Consider the following 21,848-nt stretch of genomic DNA (forward strand, 5'->3'; position numbering starts at 1 on the left):
CTCCTTGTAGGAGCGCACCCGGGCGCGACGGGGCTTGCCAGCAAATCCCCATCGCGCCCAGGTGCGCTCCTACGCAATCCCTGCTTGCCAGCGCTCCCGGCGCAACCCGGCGCGCCTGCTGCCCCCCAGCCTTCAGCAGCGCCCGGCTACAATCGGTGACATGCGCATCCTCCTGCAACACGACTCCGGCGGCAACGAGCCGCTCCGCTATGTCCAGCTGACCCTGCAACCGGATCTGTTCGGTGGCTGGGAACTGCTGCGCGAGAGCGGCCAGATCGGTGGACGCACGCAACTCCGGCGCGACCAGTACCTGCTGCAGGACGAGGCAGACCGGGCCTTCGAAAAGGCCCGCGACACCCAGCTCAAGCGCGGCTTCCAACTCATCACCGGCGGCGCCGACGCGCCGCGCTGAGGACACACCTTCCCATGCTCAAGAACGATCGTCTGCTGCGCGCCCTCAACCGCCAGCCCGTGGACCGCACCCCCGTATGGTTGATGCGCCAGGCCGGCCGCTACTTGCCGGAGTACCGCGCCACCCGCGCGCGCGCCGGCAGCTTCCTGGGCATGGCCAAGAACCCGGACATCGCCTGCGAAGTGACCCTGCAGCCGCTGCAGCGCTTCCCGCTGGATGCGGCAATCCTGTTCTCCGACATCCTGACCATCCCCGATGCGATGGGCCTGGAGCTGTACTTCGTCGAAGGCGAAGGCCCCAAGTTCCGTCACCCGGTGCGCGATGCCGCCGCGATCCACCGCCTGGGCGTGCCGGACATGGAAACCGAACTGCGCTACGTGATGGACGCGGTGCGCGTGATCCGCCGCGAGCTGGACGGGTCCGTGCCGCTGATCGGCTTCTCCGGCAGCCCGTGGACGCTGGCCTGCTACATGATCGAAGGCGGCGGCAGCAAGGAGTACGCGCGCATCAAGGCCATGGCCTTCAACGCGCCGGAGCTGCTGCACCACCTGCTCGGCACCGTCACCGATGCGGTCATCGCCTACCTGGCCGCGCAGCGTGCGGCCGGTGCGCAGGCATTGCAGGTGTTCGACACCTGGGGCGGCGTGCTGTCGCCGGCGATGTACCGCGAATTCTCGCTGCCCTACCTCACCCGCATCGCGCGTGAACTGGAACGCGGCGATGGCGCCGAGCGCACCCCGCTGGTGCTGTTCGGCAAGGGCAACGGCGCCTATGTGGCCGATCTGGCCGCCAGCGGCGCCGAAGCGGTGGGCGTGGACTGGACCATCTCGCTGGCCGATGCCGCGCAGCGCGCCGGCGGCCGCGTCGCCGTGCAGGGCAACCTGGACCCGGCCACCCTGTACGGCTCGCCCAACGCGATCCGCGCCGAGGTCGGCAAGACCCTGGACAGCTACGCCCAGGGCAGCGGCGGCTCGCGCGAAGGCCACGTCTTCAACCTTGGCCACGGCATGTCGCCAGACATGAATCCGGAACACGTAGGCGTGCTGGTCGAGGCAGTGCAGAGCTTGAGCAAGCGCTGACGGGCCCTGCAACCGACGGCACCGCGCGTGCTGTCGGTTGCCGCAAAATCAGGCCAGAACACGTTCGTGTGCTGGCCGAGCAGTGCAAACGGCGTCGGCTCACGCTATGGAAACTCGACCAGCATGCGCCTAAGTACGCGCTGACGGGCCGACACCGCCCGCGTCGGAACGCTGACTTCAACACCAGCATCGGGTCGTCGTAATACCGCGCATCAACGCCGATGCGTCAGCCTCCTGGACTCACTCCCGCCGACGCTGCGGCGTCGGTCGTGGCATCCAACCCATGCCAAGCGCTGCCCACACGCGCATGCCCGGCGATACCGCAGGCCAGGGCAGGCAGCCCGCAGCCGGCCTCTGCACACGCATACCGATTTGTGACGGCGCTCATGCTGTCAGTCGATGCGCTGCGTCTGCAGCGTCACAGCCGATTGGTCTGATCCCTCACCAGCGCACGTAGAGCGGCTGGCGCAGGACAGCGCAACGCTGAGCCCGCTGGCAGCCGGCCCAGCCGATGCACGTCCTCGCGCATTTTGCTGGGTGTTTTTGCAAACCCGGTTGCGATTTGCCGATGAATTCACCGCACCGCGTTCCAGATCGCATCACCCCCTCGCATGCCGCTCTCAAGCCAGTTCGGCTTCACGTCGATAAACCCGGCATTGCCGTCGTTTGCGCCAATTCTTCGAAGGCACGGCGATCTACTGTTGCTCCACGGTGATGCGATGCCACTGCAACACATCTCCAGCCAGGCAGGCCGCCTGCACAACCTCGACACCGTCACGTTTGTTCCAGCGCTTCAATCATCCGTACATCAGGGAGAAAAGCATGGCCTTTCCAACTGCCGTCAACGACCAGATCACCGACTCCGTCACACAAGCCAATACCAAGGTGCTGGGCGATGCCCCTGCCATCGCCATGGGCAATCTTTACCAGGCCACTGCACAAGCGCTGGCCAATGCCGCCCATAACGCGACCAATGCGCAGCAGCAGAGCTATGTCACCGCGCAGTCTTCAACCACGATGGGGGTCGCCACCCTGTACTCCATCGATACCGCCACCACCGGAGTGGCGACCAAGCAGGTTCTGAGCACTGGCGTGAAGGGCCTGGGCTAAGCCAATCGTGATTTCTGGCACATAAGGAGCAAGCAATGGCATTTCCAACCGCAGTCAATAATCAGATCACCGATTCCGTTACCCAGGTAAATACCAAGGTCCTTGGCGACGCGCCGGCGATTGCAATGGGCAATCTGTATCAGGCAACTGCGCAAGCGTTGGCCAATGCTGCCCACAACGCAACCAACGCGCAGCAGCAGAGCTATGTCACTGCGCAATCGGCTACCACGATGGGAGTGGCCACGTTGTACTCCATCGATACCGCGACCACCGGCGTCGTTACCAAGCAGATCCTGGGCGTCTGAAGGCCCGGCTAACGCCAAGGACATCCACCAATGGCATTTCCCACCGCCGTCAACGACCAGATCACCGACTCGGTTACCCAGGCCAACCTGCAGGTGCTGGGAAGCTCGCCCGCCGCAGCCATGGGCAATCTGTACCAGGCCACCGCGCAGGCGCTGGCAAACGCGGCCCACAACGCCACGCTCGCGCAACAACAGATGTATGTCACCGCACAGGCAGCGACCACCATGGGCGTTTCGCTGCTGTATTCGCTCGATACCGGCACCACCGGTGCCGCCACCAAGAAGATTCTCGGCTAACCGCTAACGCCGCAGCGTCTTCGTTCTTTCACTACCTCAAGGAGCTATCACCATGGCCTTTCCGACCGCCGTCAACAGCCAGATCACCGATTCCGTTTCCCAGGTCAACACCAAGGTCCTCGGCGATGCGCCGGCGATTGCAATGGGCAACCTGTTCGTCGCCACCAGCCAGGCGCTGTCCAACGCCGCGCACAACGCCACCAACAACCAGCAGCAGTCCTACGTGACGATGCAGGCATCGACCACCCAGGGCGTGTCCACCCTGTACTCGATCGATACCGCGTCCGATGGCGTCGCCACCCGGGAAATCCTGAGCGCCGGGCTCCGGTAATCGGCAGCCAGGCGCCGCTGCCACAGGGTGAGCGGCGCCTGGTTCGATATGCCAGACCCATAAAACTCACACGCAGTTCGCCGGCCGAATCGAGAAAGGACGCCCCATGCTGCAACTACGTCATATCCCCACGTCCAACACCCTGGACGTCTTCGTCAGACTGATCAGGGGCCGCACCATCGTGGCGACGTTCGCGCCGCACCAGAAGGCAGTGATGAACGTCGAGTTCGACGGAATTCTCCCGCTGATTCCCGGTGTGCAGCCGCTGGTGTATCGCCAGAAGCTGGACGGCGTGATCGATGTGCCGCACGGCAATTTTGCCTTCCTGGAATCCGTGCGCAATGGCGTTGCCCTGCAATACGCAGGCAAGCACGAGCCACAAAACACCGTGCTGTTCTCGGCGTCGGCTGGCATTGAACAGCGCAGGCCGTCGTTGGCCTAGAACGCAGGGCTAGTGCCCCGTCATGCAGCCAAGCGCGCGTGCCGCAAGCGTCGCCAGCCTGGTCGGCCCTGCCGCAACCGGTGCGGCGTTGGCCATCGGGCAAGCGCCGGCCTTCGCGATGGGGGCCACCTACCTGGCGTTGTCGGATTCCATCGCGTTGGCAATGGAAAACGCCGTCGCCAATCAGCAACGCGGACAGGTGCTCGCCGATGCCGCACTCACCCAGATCCTTGCCTTGATCATCCAGAAGGGAGCGACTTCATCATGATCGACGACAGTACCGTGAACAGCCAGATCGTCGACGCGGTGAGCAACATCGTGACGCTGACCACCGGTCAGGCACCCGCACAGGCGCTCGGCATGCTCGATGCCGTGATGCTGGAAACGCTGGGCATGGCGATGCACAACGCCGTCAACCGGCAGCAGGGCGCCGGCATGATCAATGCCGCTGCGATCACTGCGGCCTGCGCCAAGATGATCTCGGCACCGTTCCCGGTTCCGCCGCCGCCACCGCCCGCGCCTCCAGGCCCTCCACCGACAGTCGCACCATTGCCCGGCCCGCCCCCCGTACCGCCCCCGCCGGCCGCACTGATCGCCGCCGCAGCGGCGGAAGCCAAGGTGGCCGTCGACGTGCTGAAGACGCAAGCGCAGGGCGCCTCAGCAGATGCGGCGACGGCGACCGCCGACCTCATGGAAGTGCATGCGCTGAGCGTTCCGCCGCCGCTGCCCGCCACTCCCCCCGCTCCCGGCGCCGGCCCCAATGATCCTGCCACTGCTGATGCTCCTGCTGCTCCACCCCCAGTTCCACCCGCAGCCGCAGCTGCTGGCGCACCCCCTTCTGCACCTGCACCTGCTGCTCCTGCTGCACCTGCATCTGCATCTGTGCCTGCACCTGCACCTGCATCTACAGCGCCGCCTCCGCCATAAGCGGCCTGCGTAGAGGCCCGTTCCACCACCAGGCCTCATTGCCAGGCCGCCGATCAATCCACGGGAGCCGAGATGGAACCGAGCAAGGTCAATGCCCAGGTCATCGATGTGATCAACCAGACCCAGATGGCCTCCATGAGCCCGCAGGTCGTGCTGACCAGCGGCGCCGGAAAGGCGTATCAATCGGTAGCGCAGTCCACCGCCATCGCGGTGCAGGACGCCACCGATGCGCTGCGCAATGTCTCCACGATCGCCACCACCGCCGTCGGCGTGGCGATGGCGCAGTACCTGGCCACCGGCGATGCCAAATACGTCACCGCGCTCACCCAGGCGCAGGCGCTGATGCAGGGCGCCACCGACGACTTCGCCAGGATCGGCTCGGCGGCCGGCCTGGTGCTGAAGAACTTCCCCGCTGGTTGACCTCTCAAGGAGTCATGCAATGTCCGTTTTGATCGCAGGCCGCCTGATCTCGATGCCGACGATGCTCTCGACGCTGGGCAGGCAGTGCCTGGCCTTCATCGATGGAGGCACGCAATGGCTGGCCTGGGCGATCCAGTCGCCCGGTGTGCGCTACGACTTTCCCGACGAGAGCAGCTTGCTCCACGAGGTGCAGCAAGGCCTGCACGGCTCGCGCCTGGCCTTGTTGCCGCAGCTGGAATTGAAGGTCAGCCCGGTCAAGCTGATGACCTTGAGCCCCACCGACCTGGGCACGCTGGCACAGGCCGAAGCCGGCGACACCGGTTCGGTGGTCAAGGCGCAGCTGCAGCGGATCTTCCGCGACAATGCCCTGTACACCGCAAGCGACCTGGCCGCAGGCCGTAGCCTGCTGACGCAGCTGAAGGTCGATGGCGCCGCGGTGTTCCAGTCGTTGGATCTGGAAGAAAGCCTGGCACTCCGCCAACTGGCCGCCGACCCGCCACCGGCCAACGTGACGCCGTCACTGCAGCAGGAGGCAGCGGCATTCGCCGTCGAGCAGGCCCGCACGCCGCTGGAATTCTGCGACTACTACCGCTTCTACCTGGCCTGCACCGCCAACATCGTCGCAGCGGACGAGCGCGCACATGCAGCAGCGTCGGCACTGCAGGCGCTGCTGCCGCAGTTGTTCACCACCCTGGATTGCCCACAGGTGCAGGGGTTGCCTTCGCCCAACGAGGTCGAACGCAGCGTTGCGGAATGGCTGGCGCGTGGGCGCCAGATCGGCTTCGCGCGACTATCGCTGGCCGCCCAGCAGATCGTCCAACACACCCGCTACCGAGGCGACGGCGGCGACCAGGCGGCGAGCGACGCGATCCGCCTTTACCTGCAATCCGCGCAGGCCTTCCTGGCCGCCAACCGGCCCAGCCGCGGCGTGCTGGGCCAGGATGGCAACAGCTGCGTATTCGCCATGCACAACGACACCCTGGCTGCGCTGCTGCAGGTCAACGGCGGCGTCATCTCGCTGCGCGATTTCGGTGCGGCGCCGGCGTCCAGTAGCACGTCGCAGGTTGCGAAGACGGAGGACTCAGAGTGAACGCATCAAGCGCGCTCCCCGCGGCCACCGAACAGGCGCCGCCTGTCGTCAGCGCCGCCGACGCGGCCCGCGACGCGGTGCATGCAGGTCGTGCAGCCGCCCTGGCGGCAGCACGCCAGGGCATGTCGCAAGCCGAAAAGGCACTGGGCGAGATGCTGCGCACGCTTGCAGCGCAGCGCCCAACCGAAACCGCACCACGCGCTGCGCCGATGCAGCCATCGCGTACCGATGACCTCACGGCGCTCCATTCCACTTCCACTTCCACTTCAGGAGACACCAGCATGTCCGACGATACCCAGCCCACGCCCACGTCTCCGAACCAGACACCAGCCACCACAGCGCAATCGTCAGGATCGTCGCAGATCGAAGCCGCGCTGAAAGCGGCGCAAGCTCAGATCGATCAAGCGATGGCGGCTAGCGACATGGCAGTGCAGGCAGCAATGCAGGCCGCAACCGCGGCAACTGCCGCGGCCGGCAATAATCAGGCGGTCGACAGCGCAAATCAGGCACTGCAGCAGGCCGACCAGGCTGCCGCCGCTGCGGTCGCCGCTGCGCAGCAGCAGGCCGAGCAGGCGATGAGCGCCGGCATACCCGACTCGCTGTCACCCAATGGGTCGCCCCAATCGACACCAGATCGGAGCTGATGGCATGCCACAGGTCTATGCGGCGGTGTCGGACGGGGCCGGACATTATCTGATCGCGCGCAAACGCATACTCAATCGGTGGTGGGCGGAATATGCGGCACCGGTGCTGGCAGTGGAAGCACTGACGGTGGTCTGCGAGATCAATGCAAATCCAGTGCAGAACTGGAACACCGCCCATGCCGGGCTAAGTGCGGCCTATCAAGCGGCAAATGGAGTTTTTTCTGACGGCATCGCTGTCTTTCCCGATGCAGCAAGTGCTCTCAAGATCGCAAGGGACGCGTGCATCACCAGTCCCGACGGAAAAATGATCGCCGACAACACGCTGTTCGCCATCAGAAACCTCATTGATGTGACGATTGCACGTGGCAACGGCGTTGCGCTCGCTCCGAGCATCAGATGCGATACCGATGCGCTTGCATCCAGCATCGCCGCTGCCGTCGACAATCCCCTGCAATGGAATACGCCGCGCGCGCAGGCCAACTCGATCGCGTCTGACATCGGCAGTTGGGCAGTCTCCCAGCCACCATGCATCGTCAACCAAGCGGGTCAATGGGCGTTGCCCGGTGGCGGCATCCACGGCGGCGAATCTGCCGAGGCAGCGGCGCGGCGCGAATTTGCCGAGGAGACCGGTTTCTCGCTCGACAATGTGAGTCACTTCCCAGGCGATCCACCCGTCGAATTGACCGACACACAAGGTCAGTCGTTCTGGCTGGCGTGCTTCTTTACCAAACTTGATCTGGATGCCATCGTGACATCCATCAATCAGGCGACTATTCCACGCGTCGGGGTCAATCGACCAAACGGCAGTGGGGTCTGTGATTGGGAGCTTGCGTGTGTGCAACGCGTCAATAAATCGCAACTGGCCAAACATCTTGGCGCCTATCAATTCTTGACGCGCTCCGCTATCGAAGAAGCGGCCTACGCCAAGGCCGGCATTGCCTATCCGTCACCGCCCGACGCGCCCTCTCCGAGCAGGCATGACAGAGGCTGGCAGCGAGGCAGACGCCAGGCCATCGATTGGTACGAGCTGATCGCACTGCATCTGCAATCCCTTCGTTGATTGCTCGCTACTGGATTTCTTGCTCCACCACCACTCTATAGACGCGGAGTTTCACCATGACGTTCCACCTCGGCTTCGACACCGCCCGCTTTCCAGGACTACCCGCGCTCGCATGGTTGAAGGCACATACCGCACTGGCATGGTGCGGCTATTACCTGGCGCCGGCGCCCAGCCATGCCGACACCGGGTGGATGGGATGGCGGCCAACACTGGTCGCCAATGGGTGGGGGCTGGCGCCGGTCTACCTGGGCCAGCAGACCACCGGACCGGGCTCGCATACCGTGACTGCAGCACAGGGCAGCCTAGACGGCGCAAACGCGGCCGCCCTGGCCGATCAAGAGGGCTTTCCCTTTGGGGCGACTGTCTATCTGGACTGGGAAGACGGCAGCTCCCCCAGTCCCGATGGAATCGCCTACATCCGCGCCTGGATCGCCGCACTGGTCGATGCCGGCTATGCGCCGGGCCTGTATTGCTCGCACGTGCTGGCCGCCAGCCTGGTTGACGCACTGGCGCCGGGGCCGGCGCTGCAAATCTGGGCTTGGCGCGTCGCCAACGCCAACACCCACACCTACGCCGGCGACATCCAGACGCTGACTGCATCCAGTCCGGCCGGCTGCGGTTATGCGCATGCCGCGCTCTGGCAGTGCGAACAGAACGCGGTGCTGTCGCTGCCGGGAACGCCCTGCGATGGTCTGCGGGTCGACCTCACTTACTCCGACGCCGCAGATCCAAGTGCTCCCTGAGCAAACGCACCCTCCACCCGTCGCGAGCCGAGGCCACGCCATGAAGGAATCTCCCGAACAAGAACAACTGCGCCGTGCGATCAGCGGCGAGTTGACCAAACGGATCAACGACGCGGCGCGCTATCCCAACGTGCGCTCTGCGGTGATCCAGGCCTTGGGCGCCATCCAGGATCGAATCGCAGGTCTATGCATCGAGGTCCGCGAGCGATTCATGTTGCGCGGCGAGCAGCCGCTGGCACGTTTCTATATCAAAGGCGGCAATGCATTCACAGCATGCATGGACCTGTTGCAAGGGCACGACCAGCACCTGTTCGATTCGGGAAGCTCGGATTGGGACACGCAGGTCGCGATCGACCCCTGGCTTCCTACATCCGTGCAGGATGCGCTGCATGCGGAAATCGAGGACATCGTCGTCGATGAAATGAAGAGTGCCGGCGTCCTCATCGCCTTCGAGCTCAGTCTGCTGACGGCACTCGAATCTCCGCTGTCAGAACAGCTTTACCCCATTCCACGTGCGCAGTGGAGTCCGAACGCGGTCGACGTGAGGTGTCTGGTCACCTGTGACGCGCCGCAGACATTACGTCGGGTCTTCGAGCGTGACCGCACCGGCCTGTCCGCCTATAACGGCGTGGAGATCGCCAAGATCGGCGAGCGCGATACACCATCCCCGCCGGGCATCGTGCTGAACGACGGGATCAAGCCATTCGTGCTCTATCGCCTGGGTTACACCTGGCACGCCAACCTCATGGAAACCTATGTCGACCGAATTGTGACGGAACCTGCCAGTCCACGCGGCATCCTGATGGAATTGATCGACGTGAGCCTGCCGCGCCGCGACACGATCGAAGCGATCGCGATCTGGTCGGAGATTGAAAACGGACACCTGACCATCGCCACTGCTGGCGGCGCGCAGGAGCGCTGGCAATTGCCGTTACCTGACCTGGATTATCATCTGCGCGAGAATCTGCTGATGTTATGCGAGATCGCCAGCGACCCGCTCGCACTGGGCGCGCATAAGGAAGCCAAGCGGCGCGAACGTGTGGCCGCCATCCATGCCTGGTACGCGTCCAGAGCACAGCTACCGCATTTTCAAGACGTGCTCGCTGGAATGGCGGGCAGACACGTCGGGCAGGCTGGTGACGACGCCGCCGCGCTGGTGAACGCGTTGATGGCGTCGGTGCGCGCACGCACGTTGGGAGCCGCACCGGACTACGTCAACGGGCAACCGACCGATGCCACGCGCACACGCATTCTGGCCGCACGCTATGGCGCCGGCACCCTGCTCACGCTGCTGTCGGCATCCTTCACTGGGCCGGTCGTGCTTTCGGCCGCTTTCAGCGATGATCTGCGGTTGATGAGCATCCTCGCCCAGAGTCCTTATCTGGCGATCGACCAACTGCGCTTTTCCGGCGTGGACATGGCGGCGGTGGCACGGGTGACCCACAAACAGCTACGTGCGCTGGACATTGCCGCATTCGGCCAAGCCGTCGGAGGCTGGCTCGGCGAGGACGTCCAGGTCCTGGCCCAACCACACAACACGCCACGGGTGGGAGGGCTCAGCTACGAGTGCACGCTGGTGGTGTTCGTCAAACACAAAAAACCGCCGTTCGCAAAAACAGCTATCGCGTTTTTGACCCTCACCACCGCCACCGATGCGCAGGCACCCTTCTATTCCAGCGCGTCCGATCCCGCCAATGCATATGCATCGCTGCTAGACATCGACGGTCAGCGTAAGGCGGCGGCGGCACTGATCGGAGAGTTCGTGCTGCTTGACCTGCTGTCCAAACAGCACGAAACCATCAAAACACTACTAGCTCAGGCCTAGATCGTTGATGCTCCGACTTGGCTGCGGGCGTTACGGAACTCACGCGGACTCACTCCCACCAACCGCCGGAAGCTCTTCTCGAAATGGCTCAGGTCGCCGAAACCGACCTTCAGCGCCACTTCGGTGATGCGCAGTTTCGGTTGCCGGTGCAAAAGCTCCTTGGCCTTTTCGATGCGGAGCTGCTGCAGCATCGGTTTGAATGGGGTGCCGAGTTCGTCGCGGAACAAAAAGCCCAGATGCGACTGGCTGACGTGCGCTTGCCGGGCTAGGTCGCCCAGGGTCAGCGGCTCGGCGTAGTGTTCGCCCAGATGCACCAGGGCGCGCCGCAGTGCGTCGTGCAGGCTGGCGAGGCGTTGGCCGGGGCGATGCGGAAGGCCATCGATCCAGTCGACCGGGGTTTCCGGCGGCGTTGGCTGGCCGGGAGGATCCGCCTGTTGCGGCATCGTGGCGCGCGCATCGCGCTGCGCTTCTTGTGCCCGACCTTCCAGCAGACGCGGCGCATGGCGCTGGATATCGGCAATGCCGACGGGCCCGCCAGCGGTCATGACCGCCAGTCGCAGCACCACCCGTTCCAGTTCCTGAAGGTTCTCGGGCCATGCGTAGTGCGTCAGCATTTCCATCAACGACGCGGTAACCAGCTGACCGTGATCCAATCCATTCCGATCCAGAACGCACTCGACATGAAAGCCGATATCCGCCCGCCGCTTACGCAACGGGGCGAGTTCGAACGACAGGACATCCAGCTGCGAGAGCAGCGCCCGCGAAAAGCGCCCGGCCCGCACGCGGCGCGATAGATCGGCGGTCGTGGACGCGACTATTCGGGGCAAGGCCTCGCCGCCCAACGCAGACCAGGTACTGCAGCGGCCCCGAAGTTGCCCGGCCAACTGGCGCTGCAATGCGTCGTCGAGCTCGTCCACTCCCTGCAGGAACAGCGTTCCCCCGTCCGCGCGCTCGAGCCATGCTGCCGGTGCGTCGTCGGGAGCAGCGCAATCGATCGCAACGAACGGCCCTTTCTGCCAGGGCGCAGTGGCATGCAGCAGGACCGCCGCATGCTCCGTTTCAGTACCGAACTCGCCGCGCAGGATGACCGGCAGACGACTGCATGCCGCTTGTTCGACGAATTCGTCGATCTTCCAGACCTCTTCGCTCACGCCCACAAGCGACAGCGCTCGGCCGAACCGGTCTTGCGCCAACGCCCGCGCGACGTCGCGCTTGATCAGGTACGCACACCACCTTGCGATCTGCTGGCACAGCAGCATCGCCTGCTGGGTCATTCCGCCTTGGGCCGACGTTACGTTCAGTGTGCCAAGCACCTGCCGGGCGTGCTGGACAGGAAAACACTGCGTCGTCGTGGGTCGTGCGTCTAGCTGATCCGCGACCGGTGGGCTGCCATTCTCCACCGCGACAAACTCACATACCGCGCCGTTCGTAATCGCGCTGTGCGAAAACTCCGCAGCGATCCTTGCCAGCACGTCCTCCAAGGGATCGCCCGGAACATAGGCGCGCTGTACGACATTGAAGATTTGCTTTTCCATGGATGTTTTCGACCTGATCGACTGGCGCGCTCGAAAGGCGGCCAGACCCAAGTCGCGCCATCCCTGACCAGACCGTCGGCAAAAGCTCCAAGCGTGCATTCGGCTCTTGATCGAACGCTCCCCTCGCCCGCACTCGGTCGTTCCCCCTCATGTGAGACGACGCTCGCTTGCGGTGACAGGTCCGGCGACAGGCGCAAAAAGATTTCGCCAGCAACGCAACCACTTGGTGCAAGCCAGATCTGGCATTAGCACGCGCCCGCCGTCCGTTCCCGACGATTCGTGGCATCCGGCTTGCCCGCAATTGGATTGAGTGAGGTGCGTCTCACTCGCCGCGAATGGGGCCAGGCGCGCTGCGGCGGACTCAAGCAGCGCGGCAGTACAGCGTGTTGCAACGCTCTGCACGCGCGCGCGGAGATAATGCGCTGCCCTCCCGATAGCGATGCCCATGCCCTCTTCCGCCCCTGCCGTGCGCGCCTACGCCGAGGTCAAGCCGTTGCTGTGGCTGGTGTCGCTGGCGATCTTCATGCAGATGCTGGATGCGACCATCGTCAACACGGCGTTGCCGTCGATGGCGCGCAGCCTGCGTGAAAGCCCGCTGCAGATGCAGTCGGTGGTGTTCAGCTATGCGCTGGCGGTAGCGATGTTCATCCCGGCCTCGGGCTGGATTGCCGACCGCTTCGGCACGCGGCGGACCTTTCTTGCCGCGATCATCGTGTTCACCTTGGGCTCGCTGCTATGCGCCGCTGCGCAACAGCTGCCGCAGTTGGTGGCCGCACGCGTGGTGCAAGGCATCGGCGGGGCGATGTTGCTGCCGGTCGGGCGGTTGGCGGTACTCAAGACGGTGGCGCGCGAAGACTTCCTGCGTGCAATGAGCTTTATCGCGATCCCCGCGCTGATCGGCCCGTTGATCGGCCCGACCTTGGGCGGCTGGCTGGTCGAAGTCGCCTCGTGGCATTGGGTGTTTCTGATCAACCTGCCGATCGGCATCATCGGCTTTATCGCTGCATTGAAGATCATGCCGGACCATTACGGCGATGCACGCCGGCGCTTCGATCTGGTCGGCTATCTGATGCTGGCGTTTGGCATGGTGGCGTTGTCGCTGGCGCTGGATGGCATCGCCGAACCGGGCATGCGCCATGCCTTCGTGATGTTGCTGGCGATCGGAGGGCTGGCCGCGCTTGCCGGTTACTGGCTGCATGCCGGTACGGCCGCCAATGCCTTGTTTCCGTTGGCGTTGTTCAAGGTGGCAAGCTACCGCATCGGCATCCTCGGCAACCTGTTCGCACGCATCGGCAGTGGCTCGATGCCGTTTCTGATCCCGTTGTTGCTGCAGGTCGGCATGGGGATGAGCCCGATGCGCGCCGGGCTGATGATGGTGCCGGTAGCGCTGGCCGGCATGGCCGCCAAACGCGCCGCGGTGAAACTGGTGGGGCGCTTCGGCTACCGCAACACGCTGATGGTCAACACCGTGCTGGTAGGCCTGGCGATGGCCAGCTTTGCACTGATCGAGCCCGGCCAGCCGCTGTGGCTGCGCCTGCTGCAACTGGCCTGCTTTGGCGGGGTCAATTCGTTGCAGTTTACCGTCATGAATACCGTGACCCTGCGCGACCTGGACCGCGAGCAGGCCAGCCCCGGCAACAGCTTGTTGTCGATGGTGATGATGTTGGCGACCGGATTCGGCGCCGCAGCAGCCGGCAGCCTGCTGGCCGCGTTCAACACGCATCTGGGCGATACGCACGGCGCCACCGCCGCGCTGCATGCCACCTTCCTGTGCGTGGGCGGCATCACCCTGACCTCTACGCTGATCTTCTGGCAGCTGGCCGAGACCCGGCCGCATCCCAGGGACGTGGAGGCAGTGGCCGAGTAGACACCGCCACCGTGGCTGGTGCGGGCAGCGGGACGCGGTGTGTTCGCAAGTCACTGCCCGACTGGCGCAGTGGTCACGGCCTTGCACGAGGATGGCCGACGGCTTGTTCAAGACCCGGTGCAATCAACGCCGGCCTGCACCGATGCCGGCTCGCCCATCGCTCGCCACCCATGGCCTATCACCCATCAACAGGACGCTGCCGCGTTGCATCACCGCCGTTGTCAATCGTTGAGCGGCCAACTAGATCTCGTCGCGCGTACGCACACGCCGCAGCGCCTCGGCAATGGTGTCGGCGAGCAAGTCGCCAGTCAGCGGCTTGCGCAGGAAACTATCGAAGCCGGCCTCCCTGGCCGCGGGTTCGGCCGCCTCATCCGAGCGCGCGGTCACCGCAATCAACGGCATCTCGTAACCGAACACGCGCAGTTGCTGCGCCAGCGCGAAGCCGTCCAATCCGGGCAGATCCAGATCTAGCAGGGCCAGGTCGAAGGCGTTGTCCGCGGCCTCGGTGAGCGCGGCCAGGCCATGCGGTGCATGCACCACCGAATGCCCCTGCGAGCGCAGCAAGCCGACGATGACCTCGGCGATGGTCAGGTCGTCCTCCACCAGCAGGATGCGTTGTGGCGGGACCAGTGCGCTGGCGCGCGTCACCTCGCCGCTCGGGGTGGCATTGGAGGCCACCCAGCGCAGCGGCAGGTCGACCACGAAGCGGGTGCCCAGCCCAAGACGGCTGATTACCTCGATATGCCCACCCATCGCCAGCGCCAGTTCCTGGCAGATCGCCAGGCCCAGGCCACTGCCGCCATAGCGCGAGGTGGTCTTGGCACCATCGCCTTGTTCGAAGCGCTGGAACAGACGCGCCTTCTGGTCGGCATTGATGCCGGGGCCGGTGTCGGCCACTTCGAAGCGCAAGCCCTGGTACGAGCCCAACGTGGTCAGCTTGAGTCCCACCACGCCGCGCTCGGTGAACTTGATCGCGTTGTTGAGCAGGTTGAGCAATATCTGCCGGATGCGGGTGGGGTCGCCGCTGGCGGTGATGTCGCCCAGCAAACCCACTTCCAGGCTGAAACGCAGCCCGCGCTCCTGCGCCAGCGGTGCCATCAGGCCTTCGACCTCGGCGACCAGCTGGCGTACCGAGAACGGCTGCAAATCCAGCTCCAGCCGCCCGGATTCGATGCGTGCCAGATCCAGCGCGTCGTTGACCAGCCGCAGCAGGTGCGCGCCGGCACGGCGGATGGATTCGGTGTAGCTGCGTTGCTTGGTATCCAGCGGGGTCTTGAGCAGCAATTCGCTCATGCCCAGCACGCCGGTCATCGGCGTGCGCACTTCGTGGCCCAGTGTCGCCAGGAAGCGCGTCTTGGCCAGCGATGCCTGCTCGGCCAGTTCCTGCTTGTGCACCGCCAATTGCCACGCGTTCAAGCGGCGCAGGCGACGGCGGTAGAGCAGCACGGCGGCGATCACAATGCTGAGCGCGAGCAGGCCAAACAGGGTCATGCCCCAGGGCGACCACCACCACGCCGGCAACACCTGAAACCGCAGCTGCTGGCTTTCCGACCAGATGCCGTCGGCGGTACGCCCCTGCACTTCCAGCGTGTAGTGTCCGGCGGGCAGGCGCGAAAACAGCCGCTCGCCGCTGGAGCCGACATCGATCCAGTCCGGGTCGTAGCCGCTCAAGCGAAAGCGGTAGCTGGTGGACTCGGGATTGGTGAAGGTGGGCATGCGCGCGACGATGTGCAGGTCGCGGTCGCCATCCTGCATCTGCAGCGGCGTGGTGCCGGTGACATCCAGGCTGCGTTCGCCACGCCGCAGGCCCACACGTTCGATCAGCAACTGCGGCCGGCGTGCGTTCGGCCGCATCGTGGACGGATCGAACACCACGACCCCATCGGAGGTGCCACCCAGTATCTGGCCGGTGCGGGCCTGCACCAGCGTGGCGATCTGCATGGGCGAGCTGGGCAAACCGTCGTGTACGTCGTACACGCGTACCAGCCTGCTGGCAGGGTCGACGCGAATCAGCCCACGGTGACTGGACACCCAGGCCACCCCACCGGCGTCGATCACCATGCCGGTCGGTGCCACCTTCGGGAACTCCTGCTCCCTTCCTGCGGTATCCAGGTGCTTGAGCTGGGCGCCATCCCATAGATACCGCCGCAATTCGCCGGCCAGCCCCACCCAGACGATGCCGCCATCTCCCAGGCGGAACACATACGTGGGCAGGGTAGCCGCGCCGGGCACCGCAACGAAGCGGTCCGCCTTCGGGTCCCAGCGCCACAGGCCAGCCTTGTTGCTCAGCCAGACCTGTCCATCGGGCCCGATCCGCATGTCCAGCACGGTCAGCGCCTTCAGCCCATGGGTTCCGTAGTCGATCGTCCTGAGCAGTTGCCCTGCGTCGCTCCACAGCTGGATGCCCTGCGTCATCAGCGCCACCCAGATGCGTCCCTGTGCATCTTCGGCCATCTTGCCCGGCCTGCCCGCATTGTCGGGGTCGACCGTGGGATCGATATTCTGCAGCAGCGGCCAACGCTTGACCTGCCGCGTGCGCGGGTCGTAGCGCACCAGGCTTTCCTGTACGCCGATCCAGACCATCCCCTGCCTGCTTTCGAAGACGGTATCGGGGACGCGCCTTGGATCGATCCTGGCCAGATGCCGCGTCACCTTTCCGCTCAGCGGATCGAAGTACTCCAGCACGCCTCGCGTCCCCACCATCCAGACACCGCCCAACGCCGAAGGCGCTATGGCAGCGATCGACGGATTGGAGAGCGACTGCGGATCATCCTCATGATGCGAGAACACCGCGAAGGTGTCCCACCGCGGCGGCAGATGCCACAGCCCGCCCTCGAGGCTGGCAAACCACAGCCCCCCTTCCCGGTCCTGATAGGAGGCGATCCAGTTCCGATTGACCAGCCCGTGCGCCGAGGCACTGTAGATCGGCACTTTTTTGATGGGCGCGTCGCCACTGCTGATGCTCAGACCAGCATCGGTGTCCAACCAGTAACGCCCGCGCCTGTCGCGCAGCAAGACACCTCTTACCTGCGGCCCGGTGGCAGCGATCTGCCACGGACGCGATGTGGCGTGCGTGGCGGTGTCCAGCCGAAACGTGTTGCCCAGCAGATCGGCGACCCATAGCACCCTTCCGCCCGATTCCAGGTAGAGCCTGTTGACGGACTGGTCCGCGACCGGAAGCGGCACGCGCTGCATGCGTTCGCCGTCCCACCGCACAAGTCCGCCCCAGGTGCCGATCCACAGCGTATCGGACGCGACCTCGAAATTGACGATGCTGTCGGACGGCAAGCTGTTGGGATCGGCACCGGTGGCGGCAAAATGCTGCATGCGCCCGTCTGCCCGATAGCGGTACACCCCCTGCTTGCCGGTCCCGATCCAGAGGTCGCCGTTCGGTGTCTGCGCCAATGCCCACACCATGGCATCGCGCAGTTCCGGAAACTGCGGATCTTCCAGCCGCTTGAAGGTGCGTGTGGTTGCTTCCAGGAAGCCGACGCCGCCATCCTCGAAACCCATCCACACCCGGTCCTTGGCATCCACATGGACGGCCCAGACCACGTTGCTGGGCAGGCCATCTTCCATTCGCCAGATGCGGTAGTTGCGGCCATCGAATCTGGCCAACCCGTCATCGCTGGCTAGCCACAGATAGCCCTGCTTGTCCTCGGCGAAGTCATTGACCGTGTCGGACGGCAGCCCGTCGGCAACCGTCAGCTGGACGGGCGCCGGTGTGGCCGGCATGCGCGCCTGTGCCGGAAGCACAATCAGCCACAGGCACAAGCAAAGCGCAGCATGCAGCCGATAGGCGAAGCGGGATGGAAGGCGCACCGGAAGAGTTTCACGACAAGTCGGCGCATAGTGCGGGCCACGCGCGGTACGGGCAAGCCCGCGCATGCGCGTGTGCGACTCATCCCTCTGTTTCGCGGCGGCCCGCACAGGGCTGACCGCTGCACTTGGTCAGTGCCGCAACGCTCCGCCGCCAGGTGTGCAAGGCGACTGCTCCCTGAACAAGGCCGATGCCTGGCGAAATAATCGCCACCTCGCATCGATGCTAAAACCGTCGCGTCACTCACTCACCACGCCGCAGGCTTCCCGCAGCGCTGTCGTGCGGGGGTGGACTAGCGGGCGCCATCGTACGGCCGCGCCTTTCGTAAAGTGTCTGCAATGGTGTCGGCCAGCATGTCACCGGTCAGCGGCTTGCGCAGGAAACTCTCGAACCCTGCCTCCCTGGCCGCAGGTTCGGCCGCCTCGTCCGAGCGTGCGGTCACCGCGATCAACGGCATCTGGTAACCGAACACGCGCAGTTGCCGCGCCAGTGCAAACCCGTCCAATCCGGGCAGATCCAGATCCAGCAGCGCCAGGTCGAAGGTGTTGTCGGCGGCCTCGGTGAGCGCAGCCAGGCTGTGCGGTGCGTGCACCACCGAGTGCCCCTGCGAGCGCAGCAAACCAACGATAACCTCGGCAATCGTGGGGTCGTCTTCCACCAGCAGGATGCGCTGCGGGGCGACCGCAGCGCTGGCGCGCGGCACTTCGCCGCCCAGCGGTGCATTGGAGGCCACCCAGCGCAGTGGAAGGTCCACGACGAATCGCGTGCCAGACCCGAGCCGGCTGATCACTTCGATATGCCCGCCCATCGCCAGCGCCAGTTCCTGGCAGATCGCCAGGCCCAGGCCGCTGCCGCCATAGCGCGAGGTGGTCTTGGCACCATCGCCCTGCTCGAAGCGCTGGAACAAACGCGCCTTCTGGTCGGCATTGATGCCGGGGCCGGTATCGGCCACTTCGAAGCGCAAGCCCTGGTACGAGCCCAACGTGGTCAGCTTGAGCCCTACCACGCCGCGCTCGGTGAACTTGATCGCGTTGTTGAGCAGGTTGAGCAGGATCTGCCGGATGCGGGTGGGGTCGCCGCTGGCGGTGATGTCGCCCAGCAAACCTACCTCCAGGCTGAAACGCAGCCCGCGCTCCTGCGCCAGCGGTGCCATCAGGCCTTCGACCTCGGCGACCAGCTGGCGTACCGAGAACGGCTGCAAATCCAGCTCCAGCCGCCCGGATTCGATGCGTGCCAGATCCAGCGCGTCGTTGACCAACCGCAGCAGGTGCGCGCCGGCACGGCGGATGGATTCGGTGTAGCTGCGTTGCTTGGTATCCAGCGTGGTCTTGAGCAGCAATTCGCTCATGCCCAGCACGCCGGTCATCGGCGTGCGCACTTCGTGGCCCAGCGTGGCCAGGAAGCGCGTCTTGGCCAGCGATGCCTGCTCGGCCAGTTCCTGCTTGTGCACCGCCAATTGCCACGCGTTCAGGCGGCGCAGGCGACGGCGGTAGAGCAACACCGCGGCTGCGATGATGCAGAGCAGAAGCAACCCCAGCGCTGTCAGACCCCAGGGCGAGAGCCACCACGGCGGCATGACGCGGAAGCGCAGTGTCTGACTTTCCGACCAGATGCCATCGGCGGTGCGTCCCTGCACTTCCAGCGTGTAGTCCCCGGCGGGCAGGCGTGAGAACAGGCGCTCACCGCTGGGACCGACGTCGATCCAGTCCGGGTCGTAGCCGCTGAGGCGGAAGCGGTAGCTATTGGATTCTGAATCGGCAAAGCTCAGCAGGCGCGCCACGATATGCAGGTCGCGATCGCCGTCCTGCACCAGCAACGGCTGGACATGACTGACATCCAGCCCGCTCTCGCCGCGTCGCAGCCCTACCCGCTCGATCACCAGCGGAACGCGGTGCTCGTTGGGCTTGAGCTCGCGGGGATCGAAGATCACCAACCCGTCGGGGGTGGCACCGACAATCATGCCCTTGGAAGATTGCACCAGCGAGCGCGCCACGAACTGCGGGTTGGGCAACCCGTCATGCACGCCGAAGATCCGCACGCCACGTGTGGCCGGATCGACGCGGATCAGGCCACGCATGCTCGACAACCAGGCCACTCCGTCGGCATCGATCACCAGACCTTGCGGCGCCAGCGCCGGAAACTGCTGCTCGGCACCGATCGTATCCAGGTGCTGCAGGCGGCCGTCCTTCCACAGGTAACGCTGCAGCTTGCCCAGGCCGGCCAGCCAGGCAACCCCACTGTCGCTGAAGCGAAAGGTAAAGATCTGCTCTTCAGGCGCACCGACGATCGCCTCGAAGCGGTCGCTGGCCGCATTCCAGCGCTGCAGGCCCTGACTTCCAGCCAGCCACAGCACGCCGTCGGGACCGTTCTGCAGATCGTGCACCACCACATCGTAGTCCAGGCCGTGGCTGCCGCGCCGCAATCGGCGCAGCACGCGTCCCTCCTCGTCGCGTTCCTGCAGCCCGGTCGTGGTGCGCACCCAGATGTGTCCATCGGCGGTCTGCTGCAGCGCTTCCATCGCTACATCCAGTGTTTCATCCTGGTCGTCGCCCTGCGATTGCTCGTCGGCCATCTTCCAACGCCGTAGCGCGCCGCTGGACGGGTCGTACCGGACCAGTTCTCCAAAATGGCCAACCCAGACCCGGCCCTTGCGATCTTCGAGCACGCTGTAGGACCAACTGCTCACTCCCAAGGTCGGCAACACGCGCTCCATCTTGCCCACCGCAGGATCGACCCGCTCGAGCACGCCGGAGGTTCCTACCAGCCAGAACTGCCCATCGCTGGATTTGGCTGCGGCCTGGATAGCCAGGTTGCCGCCGTGGTTGCCGTCCTCCTTGGAATTGAACACCACCGCGAATCGGCGCCAGTTCGAGGGTAAATGCCAGAGCCCGCCGTTGGGACTGGCGAACCACACGCCACCTTCGCGATCCTGATAGGCCGACTCCCAGTTGGGACGGATGCGACCATGCGCCGCCAGGCTGTACAACGGCACGTTGCTCACCTCCTTGCCGATGGCGTGGCCAAGCCCATCCATGGTATCGAGCCAGTAACTGCCGTCGTGGTCACGCAGCAGCAGCCCTAGCACCGGAAATTTGGCGGACACCTTCCACTGATGCGGATGCAGGGAGCCCTCGGCGTCGCGTCGAAACAGCTGGTCGTCACCGGTTCCTATCCACACGCTGCCGTCGGTGTCGGCAGTGAGCCGGGTGATGATCTGCGACGTGCCGCGCGGAACCGCCTGCCGCTCGAAATCCGTGCCGGTCCAGTGCGCAGCGCCGTCAGCGGTTCCCACCCACAGCACGCCGCGGCTGTCGACCTCGAGCCGGTAGATGGCGTTGTCGGGCAAGCTGCGTGGATCGTCGGCGCGATGCACGAAGTGGTCCAGCGCCCCGTCCGGCCGCAGCCGATACAACCCGTTGCTTTCGGTTCCGAACCAGATGCTGCCGTCGTCGGTGGACTTGATGTTCCAGATCGCTGCGCCGCGCAGTGCGGGGTAGCGCGTGCCGTCGTAGAAGGTGAACCGGTGCCGCGACGGGTCCAGCATGGCCAGGCCCGCCATCCCGGTGCCGACCCAGACGCGGTTGTGCCTGTCGACGTGCACTGCCCACACCTGGTTGTCGCGCAGCCCATCTTCGATTCGCCAGATGCGGAAGTTGCGGCCGTCATAGCGCGCCAATCCATCGCTGCTGGCCAGCCACAAATAGCCGTTGGCATCCTCGTCGAAGCCATACACCACGTTGGACGGCAGACCGTCGGCCACCGTCAATTGACGCGGCTGCGGCAATACCGGGACACCGCCCAATGCACGTACCGGCCATGCGCACACCGCCACCAGGCACAACAGCAGCATGCATCGCGTCATCAGCGAGGCCGGCAGCACGCGACAGGGAAGGCAGTTGGGGGGCGACATGCGGTTGTTGTTTCCTTTGGGCCCATAGTGC

The 21,848-nt window shown here is 65.0% G+C and carries 19 protein-coding genes and 1 pseudogene; 16 read left to right on the forward strand and 4 right to left on the reverse strand.

The window, feature by feature from the left end; all coding sequences use genetic code 11:
* The first annotated feature begins 160 nt into the window (after positions 1-160).
* The 9 genes and pseudogenes from ACCQ10_RS14875 to ACCQ10_RS14915 all read left to right on the forward strand — a co-directional run.
* Positions 161-412, forward strand: coding sequence for a WGR domain-containing protein (locus tag ACCQ10_RS14875; RefSeq protein ID WP_039414382.1), 252 nt, complete (start codon positions 161-163; stop codon positions 410-412).
* A gap of 14 nt (positions 413-426) precedes the next feature.
* Positions 427-1,491 (forward strand): uroporphyrinogen decarboxylase, encoded by a 1,065-nt coding sequence (hemE, locus tag ACCQ10_RS14880; protein WP_372361112.1) that lies wholly within the window; start codon positions 427-429, stop codon positions 1,489-1,491.
* Between the two features lie 822 nt (positions 1,492-2,313).
* Positions 2,314-2,601: a RebB family R body protein gene (locus tag ACCQ10_RS14885; RefSeq protein WP_039414376.1), complete on the forward strand. Its 288-nt coding sequence runs from the start codon at positions 2,314-2,316 to the stop codon at positions 2,599-2,601.
* A 35-nt stretch (positions 2,602-2,636) separates the two neighbouring features.
* The gene (locus tag ACCQ10_RS14890; RefSeq protein ID WP_022973269.1) at positions 2,637-2,906 is read left to right on the forward strand and encodes a RebB family R body protein; all 270 of its coding nucleotides are present in this window, start codon (positions 2,637-2,639) and stop codon (positions 2,904-2,906) included.
* A gap of 30 nt (positions 2,907-2,936) precedes the next feature.
* Complete coding sequence (locus tag ACCQ10_RS14895) at positions 2,937-3,203, forward strand: RebB family R body protein (protein ID WP_039414371.1); 267 nt, start codon at positions 2,937-2,939, stop codon at positions 3,201-3,203.
* A gap of 52 nt (positions 3,204-3,255) precedes the next feature.
* Positions 3,256-3,534, forward strand: coding sequence for a RebB family R body protein (locus ACCQ10_RS14900; RefSeq protein WP_022973268.1), 279 nt, complete (start codon positions 3,256-3,258; stop codon positions 3,532-3,534).
* A gap of 106 nt (positions 3,535-3,640) precedes the next feature.
* The gene (locus ACCQ10_RS14905) at positions 3,641-3,976 is read left to right on the forward strand and encodes a hypothetical protein (protein WP_039414365.1); all 336 of its coding nucleotides are present in this window, start codon (positions 3,641-3,643) and stop codon (positions 3,974-3,976) included.
* Between the two features lie 22 nt (positions 3,977-3,998).
* Entirely contained in the window at positions 3,999-4,244 is a 246-nt protein-coding gene (locus tag ACCQ10_RS14910) for a RebB family R body protein (protein ID WP_039414362.1), read from the forward strand.
* Positions 4,241-4,402: pseudogene (locus tag ACCQ10_RS14915) on the forward strand (RebB family R body protein); the annotation flags it as partial. The gene ACCQ10_RS14910 and the pseudogene ACCQ10_RS14915, both read left to right, overlap by 4 nt.
* A gap of 262 nt (positions 4,403-4,664) precedes the next feature.
* Here the strand turns inward: ACCQ10_RS14915 and ACCQ10_RS14920 are convergent.
* Complete coding sequence (locus tag ACCQ10_RS14920; protein WP_349776353.1) at positions 4,665-4,880, reverse strand: hypothetical protein; 216 nt, start codon at positions 4,878-4,880, stop codon at positions 4,665-4,667.
* A gap of 95 nt (positions 4,881-4,975) precedes the next feature.
* On the opposite strand from ACCQ10_RS14920, the gene ACCQ10_RS14925 reads away from it, so the two are divergent.
* Genes ACCQ10_RS14925 through ACCQ10_RS14950 form a run of 6 tightly spaced genes read left to right on the forward strand, consistent with a single transcriptional unit; the run spans position 4,976 to position 10,685 of the window.
* Positions 4,976-5,323: a hypothetical protein gene (locus ACCQ10_RS14925; protein ID WP_372361113.1), complete on the forward strand. Its 348-nt coding sequence runs from the start codon at positions 4,976-4,978 to the stop codon at positions 5,321-5,323.
* A gap of 19 nt (positions 5,324-5,342) precedes the next feature.
* Complete coding sequence (locus ACCQ10_RS14930) at positions 5,343-6,413, forward strand: hypothetical protein (protein WP_372361114.1); 1,071 nt, start codon at positions 5,343-5,345, stop codon at positions 6,411-6,413.
* Complete coding sequence (locus ACCQ10_RS14935; protein WP_372361115.1) at positions 6,410-7,057, forward strand: hypothetical protein; 648 nt, start codon at positions 6,410-6,412, stop codon at positions 7,055-7,057. Before ACCQ10_RS14930 ends, ACCQ10_RS14935 begins: the two co-directional genes overlap by 4 nt.
* A gap of 4 nt (positions 7,058-7,061) precedes the next feature.
* Positions 7,062-8,117: an NUDIX domain-containing protein gene (locus tag ACCQ10_RS14940; protein WP_372361116.1), complete on the forward strand. Its 1,056-nt coding sequence runs from the start codon at positions 7,062-7,064 to the stop codon at positions 8,115-8,117.
* 56 nt (positions 8,118-8,173) lie between these two features.
* Positions 8,174-8,860, forward strand: a complete 687-nt coding sequence (locus tag ACCQ10_RS14945; RefSeq protein WP_372361117.1) for a glycoside hydrolase domain-containing protein — start codon at positions 8,174-8,176, stop codon at positions 8,858-8,860.
* A 40-nt stretch (positions 8,861-8,900) separates the two neighbouring features.
* A complete protein-coding gene (locus ACCQ10_RS14950; protein ID WP_372361118.1) occupies positions 8,901-10,685 on the forward strand; it encodes a hypothetical protein in 1,785 nt (594 codons plus the stop codon).
* Here ACCQ10_RS14950 and ACCQ10_RS14955 read toward each other — a convergent pair.
* Positions 10,682-12,220 carry a helix-turn-helix domain-containing protein gene (locus ACCQ10_RS14955; RefSeq protein WP_372361119.1) on the reverse strand — a complete coding sequence of 513 codons (1,539 nt, stop codon included), beginning with the start codon at positions 12,218-12,220 and terminating at the stop codon, positions 10,682-10,684. The two genes, ACCQ10_RS14950 and ACCQ10_RS14955, sit on opposite strands and share 4 nt — an antisense overlap.
* Before the next feature lie 439 nt (positions 12,221-12,659).
* On the opposite strand from ACCQ10_RS14955, the gene mdtD reads away from it, so the two are divergent.
* Positions 12,660-14,087: a multidrug transporter subunit MdtD gene (gene mdtD / locus ACCQ10_RS14960; RefSeq protein ID WP_372361120.1), complete on the forward strand. Its 1,428-nt coding sequence runs from the start codon at positions 12,660-12,662 to the stop codon at positions 14,085-14,087.
* 240 nt (positions 14,088-14,327) lie between these two features.
* On the opposite strand, the gene ACCQ10_RS14965 is transcribed toward mdtD, so the two are convergent.
* Both ACCQ10_RS14965 and ACCQ10_RS14970 read right to left on the reverse strand, forming a co-directional pair.
* A complete protein-coding gene (locus tag ACCQ10_RS14965) occupies positions 14,328-17,822 on the reverse strand; it encodes a hybrid sensor histidine kinase/response regulator (RefSeq protein WP_372361121.1) in 3,495 nt (1,164 codons plus the stop codon).
* 377 nt (positions 17,823-18,199) lie between these two features.
* Positions 18,200-21,817 (reverse strand): hybrid sensor histidine kinase/response regulator, encoded by a 3,618-nt coding sequence (locus tag ACCQ10_RS14970; RefSeq protein ID WP_372361122.1) that lies wholly within the window; start codon positions 21,815-21,817, stop codon positions 18,200-18,202.
* Positions 21,818-21,848: the final 31 nt, after the last annotated feature.

Origin of the sequence: Xanthomonas sp. NCPPB 1325, assembly GCF_041477645.2 — a bacterium.
In the GTDB taxonomy this organism is placed as follows: domain Bacteria; phylum Pseudomonadota; class Gammaproteobacteria; order Xanthomonadales; family Xanthomonadaceae; genus Xanthomonas; species Xanthomonas cannabis.